The organism is uncultured Granulicatella sp., assembly GCF_963515615.1.
GTDB lineage: Bacteria > Bacillota > Bacilli > Lactobacillales > Aerococcaceae > Granulicatella.
In genome coordinates, this window is sequence record NZ_CAUPZT010000019.1 from 1 (window position 1) to 21,343 (window position 21,343).

General features: G+C 33.6%; 17 protein-coding genes. 2 read left to right on the top strand and 15 right to left on the bottom strand.

Features of this window, described 5'->3' with window-relative positions; translation table 11 throughout:
* From RYL55_RS04540 to RYL55_RS04555, 4 genes are all read right to left on the bottom strand, one after another.
* A partial coding sequence (locus RYL55_RS04540) for a YSIRK-type signal peptide-containing protein (RefSeq protein WP_315007675.1) occupies positions 1 to 4,595 on the bottom strand: 4,595 nt, incomplete at its 3' end.
* A 562-nt stretch (positions 4,596 to 5,157) separates the two neighbouring features.
* On the bottom strand, positions 5,158 to 5,313 hold the full coding sequence (locus RYL55_RS04545) for a hypothetical protein (RefSeq protein ID WP_315007676.1): 156 nt from the start codon (positions 5,311 to 5,313) through the stop codon (positions 5,158 to 5,160).
* 251 nt (positions 5,314 to 5,564) lie between these two features.
* Complete coding sequence (locus tag RYL55_RS04550) at positions 5,565 to 5,747, bottom strand: hypothetical protein (RefSeq protein ID WP_315007678.1); 183 nt, start codon at positions 5,745 to 5,747, stop codon at positions 5,565 to 5,567.
* A gap of 351 nt (positions 5,748 to 6,098) precedes the next feature.
* A complete protein-coding gene (locus tag RYL55_RS04555; RefSeq protein ID WP_315007680.1) occupies positions 6,099 to 7,124 on the bottom strand; it encodes a serine hydrolase domain-containing protein in 1,026 nt (341 codons plus the stop codon).
* A gap of 120 nt (positions 7,125 to 7,244) precedes the next feature.
* Here RYL55_RS04555 and cysK point away from each other — a divergent pair, with 120 nt between their 5' ends.
* Complete coding sequence (gene cysK, locus RYL55_RS04560; protein ID WP_315007682.1) at positions 7,245 to 8,171, top strand: cysteine synthase A; 927 nt, start codon at positions 7,245 to 7,247, stop codon at positions 8,169 to 8,171.
* Between the two features lie 49 nt (positions 8,172 to 8,220).
* Here the strand turns inward: cysK and RYL55_RS04565 are convergent, their stop codons facing one another.
* The 7 genes from RYL55_RS04565 to RYL55_RS04595 all read right to left on the bottom strand — a co-directional run bounded on the left by RYL55_RS04565 (position 8,221) and on the right by RYL55_RS04595 (position 16,438).
* Positions 8,221 to 9,402, bottom strand: a complete 1,182-nt coding sequence (locus tag RYL55_RS04565; RefSeq protein WP_315007684.1) for an aminotransferase class I/II-fold pyridoxal phosphate-dependent enzyme — start codon at positions 9,400 to 9,402, stop codon at positions 8,221 to 8,223.
* Positions 9,399 to 9,893, bottom strand: a complete 495-nt coding sequence (locus tag RYL55_RS04570; RefSeq protein ID WP_315007686.1) for an Lrp/AsnC family transcriptional regulator — start codon at positions 9,891 to 9,893, stop codon at positions 9,399 to 9,401. Before RYL55_RS04570 ends, RYL55_RS04565 begins: the two co-directional genes overlap by 4 nt.
* 102 nt (positions 9,894 to 9,995) lie before the next feature.
* Positions 9,996 to 11,087, bottom strand: a complete 1,092-nt coding sequence (locus RYL55_RS04575) for a hypothetical protein (RefSeq protein WP_315007688.1) — start codon at positions 11,085 to 11,087, stop codon at positions 9,996 to 9,998.
* 331 nt (positions 11,088 to 11,418) lie between these two features.
* Positions 11,419 to 13,137 (bottom strand): IS1182 family transposase, encoded by a 1,719-nt coding sequence (locus RYL55_RS04580; RefSeq protein WP_315007690.1) that lies wholly within the window; start codon positions 13,135 to 13,137, stop codon positions 11,419 to 11,421.
* Between the two features lie 253 nt (positions 13,138 to 13,390).
* On the bottom strand, positions 13,391 to 14,716 hold the full coding sequence (locus RYL55_RS04585; protein ID WP_315007692.1) for a C1 family peptidase: 1,326 nt from the start codon (positions 14,714 to 14,716) through the stop codon (positions 13,391 to 13,393).
* 197 nt (positions 14,717 to 14,913) lie between these two features.
* Complete coding sequence (gene spxA, locus RYL55_RS04590; RefSeq protein WP_315007694.1) at positions 14,914 to 15,312, bottom strand: transcriptional regulator SpxA; 399 nt, start codon at positions 15,310 to 15,312, stop codon at positions 14,914 to 14,916.
* 334 nt (positions 15,313 to 15,646) lie between these two features.
* Positions 15,647 to 16,438 (bottom strand): nucleotidyltransferase domain-containing protein, encoded by a 792-nt coding sequence (locus tag RYL55_RS04595; protein ID WP_315007696.1) that lies wholly within the window; start codon positions 16,436 to 16,438, stop codon positions 15,647 to 15,649.
* 181 nt (positions 16,439 to 16,619) lie between these two features.
* Here RYL55_RS04595 and trpS point away from each other — a divergent pair, with 181 nt between their 5' ends.
* On the top strand, positions 16,620 to 17,615 hold the full coding sequence (gene trpS / locus RYL55_RS04600) for a tryptophan--tRNA ligase (RefSeq protein WP_315007697.1): 996 nt from the start codon (positions 16,620 to 16,622) through the stop codon (positions 17,613 to 17,615).
* Between the two features lie 63 nt (positions 17,616 to 17,678).
* Here trpS and RYL55_RS04605 read toward each other — a convergent pair whose 3' ends face one another.
* The 4 genes from RYL55_RS04605 to RYL55_RS04620 all read right to left on the bottom strand — a co-directional run bounded on the left by RYL55_RS04605 (position 17,679) and on the right by RYL55_RS04620 (position 21,200).
* Positions 17,679 to 18,701, bottom strand: coding sequence for a branched-chain amino acid aminotransferase (locus RYL55_RS04605; RefSeq protein ID WP_315007699.1), 1,023 nt, complete (start codon positions 18,699 to 18,701; stop codon positions 17,679 to 17,681).
* 19 nt (positions 18,702 to 18,720) lie between these two features.
* Positions 18,721 to 19,146 carry a hypothetical protein gene (locus tag RYL55_RS04610; RefSeq protein ID WP_315007700.1) on the bottom strand — a complete coding sequence of 142 codons (426 nt, stop codon included), beginning with the start codon at positions 19,144 to 19,146 and terminating at the stop codon, positions 18,721 to 18,723.
* Positions 19,147 to 19,327: 181 nt separating this feature from the next.
* Positions 19,328 to 20,281 carry a peptidylprolyl isomerase gene (locus RYL55_RS04615; RefSeq protein WP_315007702.1) on the bottom strand — a complete coding sequence of 318 codons (954 nt, stop codon included), beginning with the start codon at positions 20,279 to 20,281 and terminating at the stop codon, positions 19,328 to 19,330.
* 184 nt (positions 20,282 to 20,465) lie between these two features.
* The gene (locus tag RYL55_RS04620; RefSeq protein ID WP_315007704.1) at positions 20,466 to 21,200 is read right to left on the bottom strand and encodes a 3D domain-containing protein; all 735 of its coding nucleotides are present in this window, start codon (positions 21,198 to 21,200) and stop codon (positions 20,466 to 20,468) included.
* Positions 21,201 to 21,343: the final 143 nt, after the last annotated feature.

Sequence of the window (21,343 nt, forward strand, 5' to 3'; positions counted from 1 at the left end):
TTAACTTCCTTACCATCGATTGTTTTTGTATAGAAACCAGCTCCAGATTTAAACTTCACTTCTGGTTTATATTCAGAAACGATTCCTGGTCTGCTTAATCTAGTTCCATTCGGAACTTCAGCAGTATCCTTCTTCCATTTGAACGACATACCGTCTGGATAGTATTTATCATCACCATCATTATTTGTGCCGTCTACTACTTTTACATAATTATGAGAATCTCCTAATTGTGTATTTAATGGCACTGTTTTTGGTGTTTCTTTAATTTCAACATCTACAACTTTATATTTGAATTTATAAGTTTTCTCATTGTTTAGTACGTCTTTTACAACAATACTTGCTTCATGATCTCCTAATTGAGCATTATTAGTTGCTGTAATCGTATTACCTGTTACTTGAACATCTTCTCCATTTTTAGACCAGTTTCCTGTTGCTGAGAAATTATTCCCACTTGGTAAGCCTGTTACACTTACGCTTTTCACATCATTTTTATCATCACTAACTCTTAAAGTTGGGTTAAATGTAGAACCTTTAAATACTATAAATGAATAATCTGTAGCCGTTTCTGATAACTCTTTACCATTTATCGTCACTTTTGGCGCTGTTGTATCAGACTTCGCAACCGGAATTCTAACATCTTCTGTTGAATGGTCTGGATATTCAATTCTAGCATTTACATAGTATGAACCATTTGCTGGATCTTTCTGAATTGCACCATTGTCTTTCATCGTGATATTTAAACCAGCAGTTCTATTGTTAGCACCGTTACTGATTTTTACATCACCACGATCTGAAGTGAAGGTAATATTTGATTTAATAGTATCAAATTCTGCTTGAGTAACTGTTGCACCTGGAGCAGTGATATCCTTATTAATTACTTGATTTCCAACATGTGGAACATATTTTGTTGCTTGAGTTAAAACTTTCAATTTAACACGAGTCGGATTTGAAACATTTTCATTTTGATCTCTCATTTCCTTAAGTGCAGCGTCTTTTGCCACAACAAAACGTGTAATTGCAACATCATCTGTCCAAGTAGCGTTTCCGTTACGTTCTGGCAGTTTACCTGAAACAATGATATCTCTTGGAGCATCCACATCTCCATTATTTGTTTTAGCTACTTCATTATAAGTAATACCTGAACCTAATCCTTGGATACCGAATATTCTGTTAGCCTTATCTGCGAATTTAACCTCAGATAATTTACCAGAGTTATCTGTAACTGTACCAATTTTTAAGTTTGTATCTTCTGTCGGAGTGATATATGCTACTTGTTCTCCTCCAGTTTCAACTCTTGTTTCTTTTCCATTAGAAGTAAACTTGAATTTAGGTGGTTCATTATCTCCAACGTTTGAATTAGCTCTTGATGGATCACTTTCTACGTTATCAGTTGTTTTAGATATTGCTGTAACTGGAATAGAGTCTTTTATTGCTCTATCTTTGATTGTTACTTTACCTGTAGTTTGATCAATCGTCACACCATCAGCAGGAGCATTTGTTAATGTCCATCCATTTCCAGTCTTAGTAGCTGTAACAGTTTTTGGTGTGTTATTCGGATCATTATAAGTAAAATTAAATGTATTAACATTTTCTTCAGTCACTGGCGTTACTGTAACATCCCCATTTGTTTCTGGTGTTACTGTTGGCGCAGTTGGTTTTACTTGGAATTCAATAGTTTTATATAGGAATGTTCTATTGATAATTTCATTATCTTTACCTGGAGTAGAATTAGTAACTTTTTCAACTCCATTTGTTCCAGCGTATCCATCATGGAAATAAGCTGCTGCTTTTACATTATGTTTACCTGGAGTATTTAACGTAACTTTACTTGTCGTAGTTCCATTTGAGTCAATAAATCTGAACTTCATTCCACCTGCAAAAAATTGGTCTCCCACATTTGTTCCATCAGTTGTTGTAATGAAATCATGCGAATCTGTATAAGACGTTCCTTTAGCAGTTTTTACAACAAGAGTACCATCTGTTTTGACTTCACCTTTATTTTTTTGGAAAGCTAAGTCAACAACTTCAACATTAAACTTAACAGTCGCTCTATTGCCGCTATCAACATTGTTTCCTTGATCATCGGATACTTTGAAAGTAACAGTTTGTTTTCCTAATTGTGCATCAGCAGCAACTTTCCCAGTTACATTTGTTGTTCCAGGGTTTGTCTCTGTCGCTCCATTTTTTGAAAGAGTTGTTCCATTGTTAAAAGTAACCCCTTTAGGTAATCCACTTACATATTTTAAGTTTACTTTTCCTTTAGGATCATTATCGTACATTGATAATGGAACATTTAAAGTTGCCCCTCTATAAATACGAGTTGTAGGCGCATTAGTCTCATTACTTGTTAATACACTTACTCTATTTTCATCTGTCGGATTTGTCATTTTAACCGTTGGAGCTTGGTTATCTGGAGCATCCGTTGGTGTAACTCCATCACTTTTTTCAGAAATTACAGTTCCGTTATTATTAACCGTTGTTACAGCCGTAATAGGTCTTCCTGGTAAAGCACTAGAAACTGTAATTCTTGCAGTAGTTCCATTAGTTGTTCCTCTTCCGATTACATTAGCTCCATCATATAAAGTAACTGTAGAACCATCCTTAACCCCTGTACCAACATTTACCGTGATTGTTTGATTTGTTAATCCTTTTTTATGCACGACATCATTAGCTGTAATAGTCGGTTTAATAGGTTTGACATTTAATGTAACCGTGCCGTCTGAACCAGAATTTGCAGCATCTGATTTGGAACCATCTTGATAAGTAGCCACAGCAGTATATCTGAACACCCCTGCTTCAGCTGTACTTGGTTTAATATTATTTTTCCAACTCCAGCTCATTCCACCAGGAAATTCTCCACCATTTTTAGGAGTAATATATTTAGCAGCTACTGGATTATCTGGATTTGGAAGTGTATCTCCCACTGTTTTGTTATGTGTGCTACCTTGGATAGGAGATAATTGTGCATCAGTTTTTGTTGTTAAACGAGTTCCTGCTGCCCCCATAATAAAAGAACGATTAGCTGTAGGTGCTTTCGCAACTGTTGCCGCGTAAACACGACCATATCGAGCTGCTTCTTCAGTAGTCACATTATCTTTTAGTTTAATCTTAACATGCATGTGCATTGCATAATCAGTACTTCCTCTTCTAACATCTACCCCTAGATAATACGATAGTCCTGGATAACCATTATTTTTATTTTTAGGAAGTTCATTTAATGTTGGATCATTTTGATTATTTTTAAACACCGACCATCTTTGATTTTCACGATATACCCCTGAGTATGGATCATAAAACGTATCTCTATCAGCATCAAAAATACGGTATTGTTGCTCCCATGGCTTTGAAATTACAGCTGTATTTCCATATCGTTCAAATCCTTGGAAACCATCTGAAAGTCTGCTACCTCCGGTATTACGATAACGTGTAAATTTTAGATCTTTTATTGTGTTAGATTTATAAGTTCCATTCGAATTTAGATCCATGATGTTAAATGGCGCTTGGAAATAATAGTGTTCTTGATAAGAATTATCAGTTATCTTTCTTCCATTGTTATTGAAGAAAACATCATAAACAATCCATTTCCCTTCACTATCTTGCATATAGTAGGCTTTGATATCTGTATGATTTCTAGTATACTCAGGATCATTATTTCTTGTGTTGTTGCCGTTATTATCTCTAGGGTCAACAGAAGCAAAATATTTAATATTCGCTAGAGCCCCAGAATTGATTTCACCATTTGCTCTTAAGTGTACCCCTTCGCCCATATTTAGACCATTACGTGAATCACGAGCACCTGAAGTTTCTCTTAACACTTCATTTACAATAGAATTTCTTACTTGACTAGCTTGTTTTAACAATACTGTTAACTCTTCTGAACTTAGTGTAGGATTTTCTAATTGTGTTGTAATATTGGCTAAAATAGATTTTGCTTCATCTATTTTTGTTTCTTTATTTTCTTTTTCTCCAACTGCTGTTAGATAGTTTTGAAGATCTTTTTGAATTTGTTTCAAAGATGCATTCTTTTCTTCTTGTGTTTTTGGAGAAGATACTTCTTCTTGTACTTTTGATGAAGGAGTTTCTACTGTTTCTTTTTGAGGAACAGCATTTTTCTTCTCTTTTTCTTCACTTGAAGTTGATAATTTTGGCATTGATTTTATAATTGAGAGACTATTTTTTAGACTTCTTACAACGCTATCAACTTCTTCTTGAGTTGCTGATTCATTTTGTAAAACTGATTTCGCTTGTGATAAAGCTGTTTCAAATTGTAATAAACTACTTTTTGAAACTTTATCCTTATTTACAGTTGCTAAAATATCTGTTAACTCATTAATCACTTCAGATAAATGATTTTTTTCAACAGTTTTTTCTTTTTTTACTTCAACCTTATTTTCTTTTAAAGAATCTTCGGCTACCTTATTTATTTCTAACTGATTTTTTTGAATTCCAGCTTCTTTTTCAATTGATGAAGCTTGAACCATTGAAGCATTTGCTAGAAAGAATGTTCCAACTAATGCTGATGTTACTCCGAATGAAAATTTTCGGATTGAAAATCTTTGGACTTTATTCCACATATTTTCTGGTCTTCTTCTCATCGTATTCTCCTTTACTGTTATTTTTTATATTATGAATACGACTTATTATACTATAAGTTTATTAAAAAAAAAAATAGTTTCATAATTCACAATGTGTTAGGGTTTCTTATTTTCTACTCCGTTTCCTCTTGCAAGCTATTTCATTGTAGAAAATTATTATTTTTCTTTGTAAATACTATGAACTTTATGATTTATATTGAATTTTAATTATTCAAATTATTTCATTTAAAACCAATATAACCAATAGATAAAAGTATCACAAAGTGATTTTTTTACTTTTGAAAAAAATATTAAAAAAATTATTCAAATTCTACTTTAAAAAATATTATTATTAGACAAAAAAACACCTAGATAACTTCTAGGTGCTATTTATGGAATTGGTATTTCCACTTCTTTTTGTTTCTTAAGTGTTATTTCTTCACCAATGTACACTTTTTCTTTATTTTACTAATGGTTATAAAACAAATACTCTCACAAATAGAATAATAAAAGCAAGACACACTCCCTTTTAAATTATATCTCATTATTTTAGAACTATACTGAACTACACAACTCCATAACATTAACGGTGAGGAATGAAATCTACAATACCTCCACCAGTGTTACCAACATAATGACCACTTTGATCGTATACATTTCTTGTATTGCTGTCATAAATATAATGTCCATGGTCTTCGAGTTCGTTTGATACGTAGATATCTTTTACACCTGTGCCCAATACACTAGAACCTCCACTTGCAGCAGGTTGTTCAGCAACTGGTGCTTTATAACTACTAGTATCTCCGCCAGTTGAGCCTGAATAAGTTTGACTATTATTTGAAGTATATGATTGTTCTGGAGCGTAATTAGAATTACCAGAAGAATAAACAGCAGAACCGCTAGAAGATTGAGATAAAGCTAATTCTTCTCTCTGTTTTCTCCTTTTGCCTTATCTGAAGCTTTTTATTCTTCTTTCTTCAAAACATACATTTATTTTTGGAATTTTTCTGTAATATCTGTAAGAAAATTGACAATTGTATCCAGTTTCTCTTGTTTGAAAGTTTCATCAACTTGTTCTTTGTCAGATTTACTATCTTCTTCTAATTGTACAACTTTTGCTTGTTGTTCTATTTGATGCTGGTTATATGAATACCATTCAAAAACTAATACCAATAAAGCACCAACTGTAACTGTTGAAATAACTACTTTTTATTGATAAATTCTACAAATTTATTCTCCATAACCTTTTACTTTGATAGTATCCGCAATTACTTTAAAACTAAAATTACACCTATCTTTCTCCACTTATTAAAGAATCATATTTTTAGAGGCAAAATCAGCTTATATCATTTTACTAATCCACTCTCATAAACTCCCACTAAAGCACAAAAGACTTCTTATGGTAGCACGAGTGATAAAACCTGCATTATGCAGATTTTATCACTGGAAAAATTGAGACCTTAGGCTCAATTTTTAGGTATGAGATTCGCTTTAGCGAAGCTGCTGCCGTCTACTGCTACTATATCAAGAAGTCTCTTTGTACTGCACTTCCTGTTCGTAAAGCAGAATCAATTCTTCTCGTAATCGATTATAAGATGGCGTATCTTCATATTGATGAATTCGATTCGTTAATAAAATCATCGCCTGTTTTGTTGTTAAATTCATCAACACTGTTGTCCCTGTAAATCCAGTATGTCTTAACCAAATTTGTTCCCCCACTTGGTCCATATCCCATCCAAGAGACCTCCCTGCTTGCCTTGTAGGTATCCAGTCCTTCAATAAACTTTGCATCATTTCTGCACTACAATATTCAAAGTCTCCCAACTTTCCATCATGTAAATATAATTGTACTAACGTAATACAATCATCCAGCGTTGCCAATAATCCTGCACTTCCACATCTTCTTTGTAAAATACTTGCTTTAGGATCATGCACTTCTCCTTGCAGTAATCTACCCCGTCTTTCTTCAAAAGCCGTTGGAACACACCTCTCACTTGGAAGTGGACCATATGAAGCCGTTAGTTTTAACGGACGAGCAATTCTTTCTTCAAATAAATCTGCTATTGGTTTCCCAAATTCTTTTTCCAAAATAATGCCTGCTAGCACAAATCCTGTATCCGTATATTTTACAGTATGGTGAAACGTTTCCGTCACTGGTAATGTTGATAAGGCTTCAATTAACTCCTCCGGTGCTAATTCATTACGATTTTCAATATATCCCCATAAACCTGAAGTATGCGTTATTAAATGGCGAAGTGTGACTCTTTTATCTGCATTTGGAAACCATCTAATAATGGATTCATCTAAATGAATTTCCCCTTTTTCAACCATTTGAACTAATAAAGTACTTGTTACAAATGCTTTTGTGACGGAAGCTAAATCATAAAATAATCCATCTTCAATTAGTTTAGAATGTTCATGATTCGTAAGTGTTCCTCCAAAAAATTTTATTACTTTTTCTTCTTCTATAAACGCTACACTAAATCCCGGAAACACTCCCTCACTCATGAAATCTTCAATTTTTTTCATTGTTTTTACAAACTTTTTCATATATTTAACTTCTTTCATATTTTTTTGTTTTTTTCTCTTGCATCTATAGGAAAATAGGTCTAAAATACCCCTTAAGCAGCCCTTCAAAGTTGCCCAATTAAATATTTTGGAGGTATTCTTATGTCAAAAAGAGTAAACCATATTACTGAATTAATCGGTAATACACCCCTTGTTAAACTAAATCGTTTAACAGATGCAGATAGTGCAGATATTTACGTGAAAGTGGAAGCTTTTAACGCTGGTGGTTCTGTAAAAGACCGTATCGCACTGAATATTATTGAAACTGCTGAAAGAGAAGGTCAGCTAAAACCAGGAGATACGATTATCGAAGCAACTTCTGGAAATACTGGTGTCGGCTTATCCCTAGTTGGAGCAGCTAAAGGCTACAAAGTGATTACGATTATGCCAGACTCAATGTCTATCGAACGTCGTCAATTAATGGCAGCCTATGGTACAGAAGTACTATTAACACCTGCTGCTGAAGGTTTCGGAGCTGCCGTTCAAAAGGCAGAAGAATTGTCACAACAACCTGGTTACTTCTGGGCAAAACAATTTGATAACCCAGCTAACCCAAGCATTCATTATCAAACTACTGGTCAAGAAATTATTCAAGCCTTTGATGGTAAAACACCTGATGCATTTGTTGCCGGAATTGGAACAGGTGGTACTATTACAGGTGTTGGTCGTGCCTTGAAAGAAAAAAATGCTGCTGTTCAAATTATTGGTGTAGAACCTGAAGAAGCTCCATTTATCTCAAAAGGACAAAAAGGAAAACACCGTATCCAAGGAATTTCTGCTGGATTCTTACCAAGTATTATCGATAAAGAAGTCATCGATGATTTTGAATTAATTACAAGTGAATTAGCCATTGAAACAGCTAAAAAATTAGCTGCTACCGAAGGAATTCTAACAGGAATTTCATCAGGTGCTGCAGTTGCTGCTGCATTACGTGTCGCTAAAAGACTTGGCAAAGGAAAAACTGTTGTAGCCCTTCTACCAGATACTGGTGAACGTTACCTCTCAACAGGTATTTTCAATCAAGAATAATGTTTACAATCAAAAACTCCTGTCACTTCATGATGACAGGAGTTTTATTTTAGGAAATTTCACCATTTCTTAATTTATGAATAAAACTTTCTAAACGTTCAATGGCTTTTTTCAAACTATCTAATGAGTAGGCATAAGAAATACGAACAAATCCTTCTCCACTTTCACCAAAGGCAGATCCTGGAACAACGGCTACTCGTTCTTCTTGCACTAGTTTTGTCGCAAATTCTTCAGAAGTCATTCCAAATTGAGAAATATTTGGGAAAATATAGAAAGCTCCAAATGGTTCAAAACATGGAATCCCTAATTCTTCCATTTTCTTCAATAAGTAGCGTCTACGTTGATTATAACTATCTCTCATTTCAATGACATCATCATCGCAATTTTTCAATGCATCAATTCCTGCATATTGACTTGTCGTTGGTGCTGCCATAATGGTAAATTGATGGATTTTAATCATTTGTTTCATCAATACTTCAGGAGCTAGAGCATACCCCATTCTCCATCCAGTCATCGCAAAAGCTTTTGAGAAACCATTGATTAAAACAGTTCTTTCTTTCATACCTTCAATTTCTACAATACTGACATGACGATTTCCTGTATACGTTAATTCAGAATAAATTTCATCTGAAATCACGACAACATTATATTTCAAAATTACTTTGGCAATCGCTTCTAAGTCTTCACGACTCATCACCGCTCCTGTCGGATTATTTGGGAAAGAAAGGATGATTGCTTTTGTTTTTGGTGTAATCGCTGCTTCTAGTTCTTCCGGTGTTAAACGGAATTGATTTTCCTCTTTTAGAGGAATTCTTACAGGTACTCCATTCGATAACACAATACATGGTAAATATGATACATAACAAGGTTCACAGAAAATTACTTCATCACCTGGATTTAATAAAGCACGCATGGCTAAGTCAATGGCTTCACTTCCTCCAATCGTTACAAGAGCCTCCGTCATCGGATTATATGTAACGCCTTGTTTCCGTTCGATATAACGACAAATTTCTTGACGTAATTCTTTCAAACCTGCATTGGCTGTGTAAAAAGTTCTTCCTTTTTGAAGTGAATAAATCCCTTCCTCTCTTACATGCCAAGGAGTATCAAAATCTGGTTCTCCTACTCCTAAACTGATGACATCCTCTAATTCATTGGCAATATCAAAAAAACGACGAATGCCCGAAGGTTTAATTCCTGTTACTTTTTGACTTAATAATGATTCAATCATGGAGTAACCACCATCCGTTTATCTCCACTCTTACCAACAAACATTGTGCCATGGTCTTTATATTGTTTTAATACAACATGAGTTGTCGTAGATTGAACTTCTTCAATGACAGATAAACGACTAGATACAAACGCAGCAATATCTCTCATTGGTGCTTTTTTCAATTTCACCATGAAATCATATCCACCAGACATTAAATATAAATCTTCTACTTCAGGAAAGTGATAAATTTTCTCTGCAATACGATCAAATCCCATTCCTCGTTGTGGGTTTACTTTTAATTCGATAATCGCAGATACATTCACATCATCTGTTTTTTCCCAGTTAATTAATGTATGATACCCACAAATCACTTTTTGGTCTTCTAATTCTTGAATTCTTCTTTGAACTTCTGTTGGTTCAATGGCTAATAAAGTCGCAATTTCTTCTGTTGTTAAGCGACTATTTTTTTCAATTAATTTTAAAATTTGTTCATTCACATCTTTAAACATCTTTCTTCCTCCTATTCAAATTCGGTCATATCCTCTATATTGTATCCTACTTTCTAAAAAAATCCTAACCATTTCTTATTTTTTTAGAATTATTTTGCACTCTTATTTTCTTGCCCATTTACTAAAGGCATCTAATGAGTTGTGCATCCATTGGCGAGATTGCTTTTTAAATTGTTGTAGTATATTTTTCTTTTTCACTTGAACATGAACGACTGGTTTTTGAACCGTCATTTCTTCTGTTTCTAATTCATTTTTGATAATAAAGGCTTGAACTTCAGCATTTTGTTTTCCTTGCTTCATCCGACTTGCAATTTTTGTTTCTAATAACATACTACTTTCCTGAATCGTAAAGGAGTTTTCTTTTTTTAATAATAATGCCATCATTTCAACCCCACTATAACAACAAGCACTGAACATCATTACTAAATAATATGATTGTTGATGGATAAAACATAATTCTTGATACGATTGAAATTTTCTTTGATAAAGATTTTCCAGCACTTCCAACATACGATTCGCTTCTATTTGATTCCCGAAATAAGCATACGCAGTACCTAAAACTTCAATAATTTGTTTAAAAAACTGACGAATATCTACTGATACTTGGAAGATCTCATCGATTTTCTGTTCCACTATCTGTTTAGCTATCTGAAGTTTTTTCTTACAATCGATTTTTTGCAAACTTACAAGCGTTTCTACCTTTGTCTGAGTCGCACATTCTAGTAATAAATCTAATAATTCCTCTAATCCAAATGAAGGAAGATGTACTGATTCATAAATGGGATAAGGTTCTGCCATAACATTAATAATTCCTTTGACCGGAAGAGATAAATCAACTAATTGACTTTGAAATTGTTCAGCTTTAGTTCCAATCGATTGCGTTAAGGCAATAATCGTCGGAAGTTGATGAGCCATTTGCAACAATGTTTCTCTAGTCTTAACAGAGAATTCATCACTAGAACCATTTAGGCAATAAATACATGCATCATAATCCAATACAGTTGGAAGTTCCTCAAATAGTGAATACTCTTCTACTTGGAATTGTGGAATACTTTCGTTTTTCTTTAAATCAAATAAGGATTGAATTAACGTTGTTTTTCCAACATTAGATTCTCCTATGACTAACAGACGATACGTTGGTAATTTCTGCCATTGGTTTTCTAACGCCGTTTGAAACATATTTGTCACTTCCACAATCTTCTCTCCCTTCCATAACGCACTTATCATACCATATTCTGCCTAAAAACTCTTGTACCTAAATGGTTAAATTTTTATTAGGATTTTTGAAATAAAAAAAGGAAATAACTTTTTATAGTAGCCTTAGCACTAGAATCCAATGGGATTCTAGTGCTGGAAAAATCGAGACCTTAGGCTCGATTTTTAGCCATGAAACCGAAGGTTTGCTGGCGTCCTCCGCTACTATATTAAAAAGTCATTTCCACCAACTCTTAAACGTTCTCTAATAAATTAACGTTCCAAGAGATAAGACTTTCGCAGTAGCAAAAATGAGGCTGGGCAAAAAGTCTCAAAAATAGAAGAAAGCACGTCCTGATTTTGCGACAATCAAAATCAAGACGTGCTTTTCTATTAGAATTTGTAAAAAAATCGAATTTAAATGGCACTCTTTAGTTAAATCAGTAAAATCAAGAGGGATAAACCACCCTTGATTCATATTATTTAAGATATATTTCATTAATCTTTGCAGATTCATCCCTAAAAAGATCAGACCAAGGTCATTATGAACTGCAATTTTGCCTCTAACATGAGTTCTGCGCATTCCAAAATTGCGTTTCATTTGACCGAAAACTGGCTCAACCTCAATTTTTCGTTGAGCATATATACTTCTTCCACGGTCACTATGTAACGCTTCTTTTACAGTTTCTTTATAAGTCTCCCAAACTTGATTCACTCGAATCTGACGAAGTTGTCCGGCAGGAGTTTTCGCTAACTCATCCAACGCTTTTGTTTCTTGAATAGAATCTGCCTCATACACTTTGAATTGACGAGTAAATCCATTCTTATCGTTTCTTGTTGAATAATATTTAAAACTAAATTTCACACCTAAATGATCAATATAATAATCTTCCTTTTCAATGTACTGCCAATTTTGTCTATTGGCAGGGTTGTTTTTAAATTTCTTAGTTTGTTCTTTTTCGTACATTGTATAAGGAATCAAAGGTGTTTTTTCATACTCTTCAAGAATCAATTGATAATTTTCTTCACTACCATATCCAGCATCTGCAACAATAGTAGAAAAATTTTCTAATAGTTTAAATGATTCGAGAAATGGTTTAAGAGTCCGCATATCTGTAGGATTAGGAAATACATCAAAGCCTAAAACATATTGATGATTCGTTGCAATTTGAAGATTATAACCAGGTTTCAACTCTCGATTTTTCATGGCATCTTCTTTCATACACATAAAAGTAGCATCGTTATCTGTTTTAGAATAACTATTTCTATTATCAAATGTTTCCATAGCTTTAGTATATTTTTCTTTACGAGGTAGAAAATCTTTTTCAAGTTGACGTTTAAAAGAATTTAACAAACGTCTTTTCTGTTTGTTTTTAGAACCACCAACAATATGATTAGGTTCTTCTTGAATGAGTTCTTCTAACTGATTAAGAGATTCATTAGTAGCTTCAATCATGGCATTAACACCATATTCAGTAATTTTTTCTTCTTCTGATAAAGCAACATTCACTTGATTTTGAATTAATTGATCATATAATGTACTAATTTTTTCATTTAAAGCTTCATCATATCTTTCAACAGCTTTGCGCCATACAAATGAATAACGATTGGCATCTGCTTGGACTTTTGTACCATCAATAAATAAACTATCTGAATCAATAATATGATAGTGTTGGAGTAATAAAGTAAAGTATACGAAAATGTTTTTAATGATAGAAGAAAACTCTTTATTACTTCTAAAATTATTAATGACATGGTAACAGACATAAGTTTGTTGAGACAGCCACTGCATAGGAATATTTTCTTCATTCAATTGGACAATTTTTCTACCACTATACGTAGAGCGAGTATAAGCGAAGAGAATCATTTTTAATAACATACGAGGATGATGAGCAGGTCTACCCATTTTTGATGTTGTGTTAGGAAAGATAATAGAATCTGGAATGGAATCTACAAACTGATTAATGAAGCGAGCAATATGATTTTTAGGAACAGTTAATGTAAAATTTAGTTCTAAAGTATCTGTTGGTGTGGTATAATTTTTGTACATAGGAGTCACCCTTTCTTATTTTATTTCGTTCAAACTTATTATAACAGAGGTAGACTCCTATGTTTAATTTATAAGACTAAAAAGCACTATAAAATTCTGTTTCAGAATTTTATAGTGCTTTCTTCTATTTTTGAGACTTTTTGCCCAGCCTCATTTGGAAAAATCGAGACCTTAGGCTCGATTTTTAGCCATGAGACCGCAGGTCTGCTGGCATCCTCCGCTACTATAAAAATAAGCCTTTTCCGCCCTCATATTAGGCTAACGAACCCATCGGATCCCATGGTGCTAATACGATTGGTTCAGAATCAAATGCTGCTAATTGCTCTGGCGTTAAGAACTCCTTACGAACCACGATTTGATACGTAAATTCATCCATCCATTCATCTGACATCATCCAGAATCCATTGACCCCAGATTTTTCTCCCCAACTATTTTCTACTTTCCAACGAGTTGGTTTTCCATTTACTAAATCGACCCCAGTTAATACCATGGCATGTGTCATTAAACTTTCTCCATATTCTAAGCGATCCGCTTTAGAAAGTTTAAAATCTAACCCCAATAAACCTTTCAAATCAAAATGATCCATTGCCATTAATCCAGTATCACGACCTGAGAATTGACCCACATCACAACCAAACCAAATCGATTCTCCTTGTTCTAATTGTTGAATTGCAAGTTTCTTGAACGTATCCATTTCTACATTTAAGTATTTTACAGGAGTTCCTCCAACAACGTTTCCTAACATTTCAACAGTATAAGAGCGATTATATGGTTTGTCTGCTGTTGGTGCATTAATAATTGATACATATTGATCTAAATCTAACCCTACAAACTGTTTATAAAATGCTTGTGGTGTTAAATTTTCATAGTGATGATATTCTTTGTCTTTATCACGATAAGAAAAATCAAACACTTCTGGTGGAGTTCCTAAACTGATGGCTAGTAAATCATAGACTTCCTTCATCAATTGTTTACGAACTTCCAAGATTTTTTCTTCAGTAGCTCCCCCTGCTACTAAATCTCTTAAAATCTTCGCATCTTCACGAAGTTTTTTGTTTAAGTATTTATTCAACTCTCCAGAAGCTGAACTACTAAAACTTTCTGGCATTACTGCCTTAGGTACGACACCATACTTATTAAAGATGGAAACAATCATATCCCATTGTCCACCATCTTGTTGTGGTGTTTGAAGTAAGAAGGCAACATTACGACTTGTAATAGCTTCATGAGCCGTTTTTAAAATATTCTCATGGAAGAAATTCGCCTTCTCATATTTATCCCAGAAAAAAGTATAGCTTTGAGAAAGTTCAAATTCCTCTAGCTTAAACTCATTAAAGATTTTATGACGGAACGTGTTTAGTGCAGCAAACATCCAACATCTCCCAGATTGTTTTTGGTTTGCCACCTTTCCATGTTCCAAATCAATGGAATAAACAGGTGGGTTTTTCACGATTGCTTCTACATTTTGGCTAGAAGCGTGAATCCCATTTTTCACAGTTGCATGTTGTGCAACTTTCTTTTGTCCGTCAGATTGAAATTTTTGACGGAACTCATCAGTCATGTCTTTTGTTAAAAACATATACTCATCTCCTTTTCCTTTTGTATTCTACATCATACTCCTCTTATACATTTTTTTTCAAGTAAAAAGAGAAAGTTTTGAAATTATTTAAAAATTATGGATGAAAAAAGAAAAACTTAAGAAAATATCTAATACCCCACTGACAGTTTCTAAGCAAATAAAAAAACACTGTAGAAATCTCTACAGTGCTTTTATTCTTAAAAATTTACTAATCTTTGTGCTTGATCTAATTCAAAAGCTCTTACTGCACGAGGTAAGAAACGACGAATCTCATCTTCGTTATATCCTACTTGGAATCTCTTTTCATCCAACATAATTGGACGACGTAATAAGCCTGGGTTTTCTTGAATTAAAACAAATAATTGATTCAAAGGAACTTCATCTAAATCTAAATTTAGTTCTTGGAATGCCTTTGAACGTGTTGAAATAATTTCTTCTGTTCCATCTTCCGTCATACGTAAAATGTTTTTAATTTCGTCAATTGTTAATGGTTCAGAGAAAATATTTCTTTCAGTATATGCGATAGTGTGTTCTTCTAACCATGCACGTGCTTTACGGCATGAAGTACAACTTGGTGATGTGTATAATGTAACCATAAATCGCTCCTTCTCGATGAGCTAGTTTAGATGGGCTCATCACGCTTTATATTATATATTATTTTTAGAATAAAATCTATACATTTTTCGTAAAAATTTAATTTTTTCACAAATTATTTTTTTACGACTCCCTAAAACTAATACATTAAAACCTGATTATTTCAAGGTTTAATCTTTTTTTAATTTTTGTCAAGCAATATCCTTTTTCACATTTCAGTGTTATTCCGATAAGACACTCTTTTCTTAACTTATTTGCAACCATTTTTCAGAGAATTTTTCACCACTAATTCTATAAACCTTATCAAAACAACCTATCTTTTGATTCCTTCATTTTCTAATCACACTCTTCTACTAATGCTCTAAGATGAACTAATAGAGTAGACAATACTTTTACCGCTTGCTCTTGCTTATCAGAGCTGTAAAGATCTTGAAAATAAGCTTGAATATTCTCTTCAAAATCTTTTGGTAAATGGGCGCATCGTTCTTTAGCATACTGTAACATACGTTTTTCACCCGGATGAAGTTGTTCATTAAGTGCAAACAATAAATCAAAATAAGACGCAAAAAATTCACTACTTCGATGATTCATACTTAATAAATCTTGACGTTTAATAGCTTTTTGAATTTGTTTAGAAAAAGCTGGCATCCCTTGTTCTAGTAATAATAGTTGTTTACTGATGATATTTCTTTTTAACGCTGATGGATAAGGCAAATGATATTTACTCTTTAACTGAGCATAGTGCCCGTCTTTGTCGTAAAGAATTTTACTGTTCATTACATTATACCACATACATGTTGTATAAGAATTTTGAGCTTGATGATTAAGAATCACATTTTCTAACTCTTTATCAAAACTATCTAATGAACGATAAATCAATTCAATCTCTATCCCATTCTTTAAAACACAATCATCCTCTAATTCCCAAAATTGATTTCCAATTTCCATATAGGAACAGTACTTACTCAGAATTTCTTTTCTAATCTCTTCGGCTATAGGTGCTGTCAAATAGACATAGACATCATAATCAGAATCTTTATCATAATTTTCTCCAGCTCGTGATCCTCCCAGAACAATCGCTTCTACTTGCTCTAATTTTTCCAATTCTTTAAAAAGATTTTGCGGCATTGTTGAATATCTCCTTATATTTTTATCTAATTTTGAAAACTAAGCATATAATAACAGATTTACTGCAAAGATAACTACATTTCCTTATTATGAGCCTCCACAAAAACATATTTTTTTGTGTAAATTTTCCAAAAATACGGTATAATAAGACTAATTGATTGAAATTTAAAGGAGAATACAAATGACTAAAAAGAAAATTTTTTCTGGAGTACAACCTTCAGCTATTCCAACCATTGGAAACTACATTGGTGCGATGAAAAACTTCGTTGCCTTACAAGACGAATATGACTGTACATACTGTATCGTAAACCAACATGCGATTACAGTTCCACAAGACCCTAAAAAATTAAAAGAACAAACTCGTTCACTTGCAGCGTTATACTTAGCCATTGGATTAGACCCTGAAAAATCTACGATTTTCGTTCAATCTGAAGTTCCAGCGCATGCTCAAGCTGCATGGATTGTACAATGTAATGTAGGTGTCGGTGAATTAGAACGTATGACACAATACAAAGATAAATCTCAAAAACAACAATCTGTATCTGCAGGGTTATTAACTTATCCACCTCTAATGGTAGCAGACATTGTTTTATACAATGCTGAAGTTGTTCCTGTTGGGGAAGACCAAAAACAACATATGGAATTAACACGTGACTTTGTAACTCGTTTTAACAGCCGCTATGGAAATGGTAACGAATTATTAAAAATGCCTGAACCATTTATTCCAAAAGCTGGAGCACGTGTTATGAGCTTACAAACACCAACGAAAAAAATGAGTAAATCAGATGCTAATGTGAAAGAATACATTAGTATGTTAGATGAACCAGCAATGATTCGTAAAAAAATCAAGAGTGCTGTAACAGATTCAAGTGGTGTCATCGAATACAACCCAACTGAAAAACCAGGAATTTCGAACCTTTTAACAATCTTTAGCGCATTTTCAAACCGTAGCATTGAAGATTTAGTTGAAACTTATAAAGATTCAGGATATGGAGCATTCAAAACTGATTTAGCAGAAGCGATTGTAACGGTGATGGAACCAATCCAAGAACGTTACTATGAATTATTAAACTCTAAACAATTAGATGAGATTTTAGATGAAGGAGCAAAAAAAGCAAACACTGTTGCTTCTAAAACTCTTCGTAAAATGGAAAAAGCTGTCGGCTTTGCAAGATAATCATTCAAAACAAAAATCCTGTCGGTAACATTACTGACAGGATTTTTATTTCGTTACATTTTATTATACTTTTTGAATCCAACCTTCTGGAGCTTCAACATCTCCATATTGAATTCCTACTAATTCGTCATATAAACGACGAGTAACTGGTCCTACTTCTGTTTCTGAATAGAATACATGGAAATCATCTCCATTTTGGATTCCAGCAATTGGCGAAATAACCGCTGCTGTACCACATGCTCCAGCTTCTGTAAATTCATCTAATTTATCAATGAATACATCAGCTTCTTTCACAACCATTCCTAAACGATGTTCTGCTAACCATAATAATGAGTATTTTGTAATACTTGGTAAAATTGATGGAGAGTATGGAGTGATGAATTGATTATCTTTAGTAATTCCAAAGAAATTCGCAGCTCCTACTTCTTCAATTTTAGTATGAGTCAATGGATCCAAATAAATACAGTCACTAAATTGACGTTTTTTAGCTTCTTTACCAGGTAATAAGCTAGCAGCATAGTTTCCTCCAACTTTAGCAGCACCTGTCCCTACAGGAGCAGCACGGTCATATTCACTCACTACGAAGCTAGTTGGTGTTAAGCCACCCTTGAAATAAGCTCCTACTGGCATTACGAAGACAGTAAAAATATATTCTGGCGCTGGGCTTACTCCAATAGTATCGCCTACCCCAATCATTAATGGACGAATATATAAACTTCCTCCTGTACCATACGGTGGAATCCAATGTGCATTTGCACGAACAACTTCCTTAATCGCTTCAACAAAACGTTCTTGAGGAAATTCTGGCATTAATAAACGAGTACAAGAACGTGCAAAACGTGCCGCATTTTGATCAGGACGGAACAAGTTGATGCTACCATCTTTACAACGATAAGCTTTTAACCCTTCAAAAGCTTGTTGCCCATAATGGATTGCTGTTGACGCTTCACTAATATGAAGTACATTATCTTCTACTAAAGCGCCGTTATCCCACTGACCATCTTTATAATAACTAATATAACGATAGTCTGTTTTAATATAACTAAATCCTAAATTTTTCCAATCTAAATCTACTGTTTTTGTCATAACAACACTTCCCTATAAATTATTTTACTGGCTTATAATCTCCGGTTACTTGATCCATCTCTTCTAAAACTTTCGTTGATTGTGTATATCGGAAATATCCCAAACTACTTGATCCACTTTGTTCTTGATGACGAATATGAATATCAATCGAATCTTTCGTCTGAGCTTGGACTAATATCGTATAATGATTATCCAGTAAGACTTGTTTCTTCGTTTCAATCTCTTTAATCGCTTCTTTTGCTAATGCATTGAGTTCGGTAGTAGTGCTTCCTTCTTTAGTTGTGGAAACCGTTGTCGTTGTTTCTTCAACTTTAGATGTCACAGCTGATTCACCATTTTTCGAAACATTGACCATATCAGCTTGGTTAAAAGTTTCTGTACGCCCAGCACAGCCCATAAATCCAATGGCTAATACACTGACTACTAATTTCCATGAATGTCTCATGGTATCCTTCCTTTCCACTTGCTTAGTTTCATAACTTTTCAAAAAAATGATAACGTGAAAACAATTATTAAATTATTTTCAATTTTACAATTTTTCCAGTTATTGTCAAGATGAATTGTATAAAAAAGAGTAGGAAAAATCAAATACTTCTTTTGATTTTTCCCTACTCCTATCAAATTCATTATTTTCCTTGTGTAGTTTGAGATTGTTCTGTTACAGTCGGTGTATTATCTGAAAAATCTTTTAAAGCATTTTTCAATGTATCATCTGTAATTTTTACATCTGCTTCTTTCACTAATGAAGAAACTACTGAATGAATTGTAGCTGTATCTTTTAATTTTTCTGCTAATAATTCATCTTCTAATGTAGAACGTACATCATTTAATGAGCCTTTTTCAGGTTTGTCTACTAATTTAATCACATGGTATCCATATTGTGTTAATACTGGTTCTTCTGTGATTGATCCTACTTTTAGACCGTAAGCTGCATCTGCAAATTCTTTTACCATGTCAGTTCGTTTGAATGGTCCAACTTTCCCACCATTTTCTGCCGTACTTTTATCTGTTGAATTTTCTTTTGCTAATGTATCAAAATCAGCACCATCTTTTAATTGTTTAATGATATCTTCAGCTTTTTTCTTCGCTTCTGCTTTTTCATCATCAGAAGCATTTTGAGCAACTCCTATTAAAATATGTTGCGCTGTTGCTTTTGGTTCCCAAGAATCATAATATTTTTGAATTTCTTCATCGCTAAATTTATTAGCTTTTTTAACTGCAGCAGTAATTAATTTATTTAAGTATACTGTATCACGATATCCATCTACTGAAGTGAAGCCATTACGTGCTAAGACAGCTTTTAAAGCATCTTCTCCACCATATTGTGTCACTTGGTTAGCAACTTCTTTTTTAGCTTCCTCTTCTAAAGCTTTTTTATCAGTCGCATTATTTTCTAAAACTTTTTGCAACACTAAACGTTGTAATGTTTGTTCTCCAGATGTTGCTTTTAAAGCTTTATAAAATTCCTCCTGGGTAACATTACCTGCTTTTGAAGTCGCTACAGCTGATTGATTATTCGAACACGCTGCTAACGCTAAAGTTGATGCTACAGCTAACATCCCCATCATAGTTTTTTTCATTCTTTCCACTCCTGTCATACTACTAAATATTGCATTTCTCACAATATACCATATTTTCAACTTATTGCCTAGCATTTGAAAAAAAGACAATATTTTTTTCTAAAAATCTTCATATAATCCAACTAGTTTATGAATAATATCGAAAGAAAAAAAGACTGGATTTACATCCAATCTTTTAAAATGCTTATTTTAAAATACGAATCGTAATTGTACGACGTCCAAAATTATATGTTTCTGCTACTGTTGTAAAGTGAACATCAATTTTATTTCCAACAATTGCTCCACCAGTATCAGCTGCACGGAATACTCCATATCCTGGAATTTCGACCATTGTTCCTAAAGGAATTACTCGAGGATCTACTGCAATGACCATTGGGTCATTCACTAAGTTTGTCCCATCTGCTGTGTAATTTGATAATCCTGGCTCTGCGTATGAATATGCTGTTGCTTCAACCGTTAATGTGTACCCTTCTGTTGAAGAAGCGGCAGTCGTTTGTACTTCTTGTGAAGTGACTGTTTGCGGAGTTGGCTCTACTGCTTTCACTTCTACAACTTCTTTATTCTCGGCTACTTTATAAGTATGCTCTTCTTCTTCCGTTTTCACGACTACTTCTTGTTTATCTTCAGAAAACTTAATCATTGTTCCTGCATAAATCAAATTAGCGTTTTGAATGTCGTTTAAACGAATTAAAGCATCTAATGATACATCCATTGCTTCAGCAATAACAGATAATGTATCTCCATACTTAACTGTATATTCTAGTACTCCTTCTTCATTATGAATAATTTCATCTTTTACTTCCTGTGTAGTACGTGCTACCCATTCATCAGCCTTAGCTGTTGAAGTTGTCATTCCTGAAATTCCTAGAAAAGCTACTGCGATTGTTGCCAATACCGTCTTCTTTAATGTAAATTTCATAAAAATCCTTTCCGACTCTCTACTAAAAATTTCGTTTCGAGAATCTACCGCTAAAAATTTCCAAATGCGGTTTTATTTGATGTAACTACTGTAACATGAAAAAAACGCAAAATGTTGATTTCACGCGATTTGTTAAGGCTCTT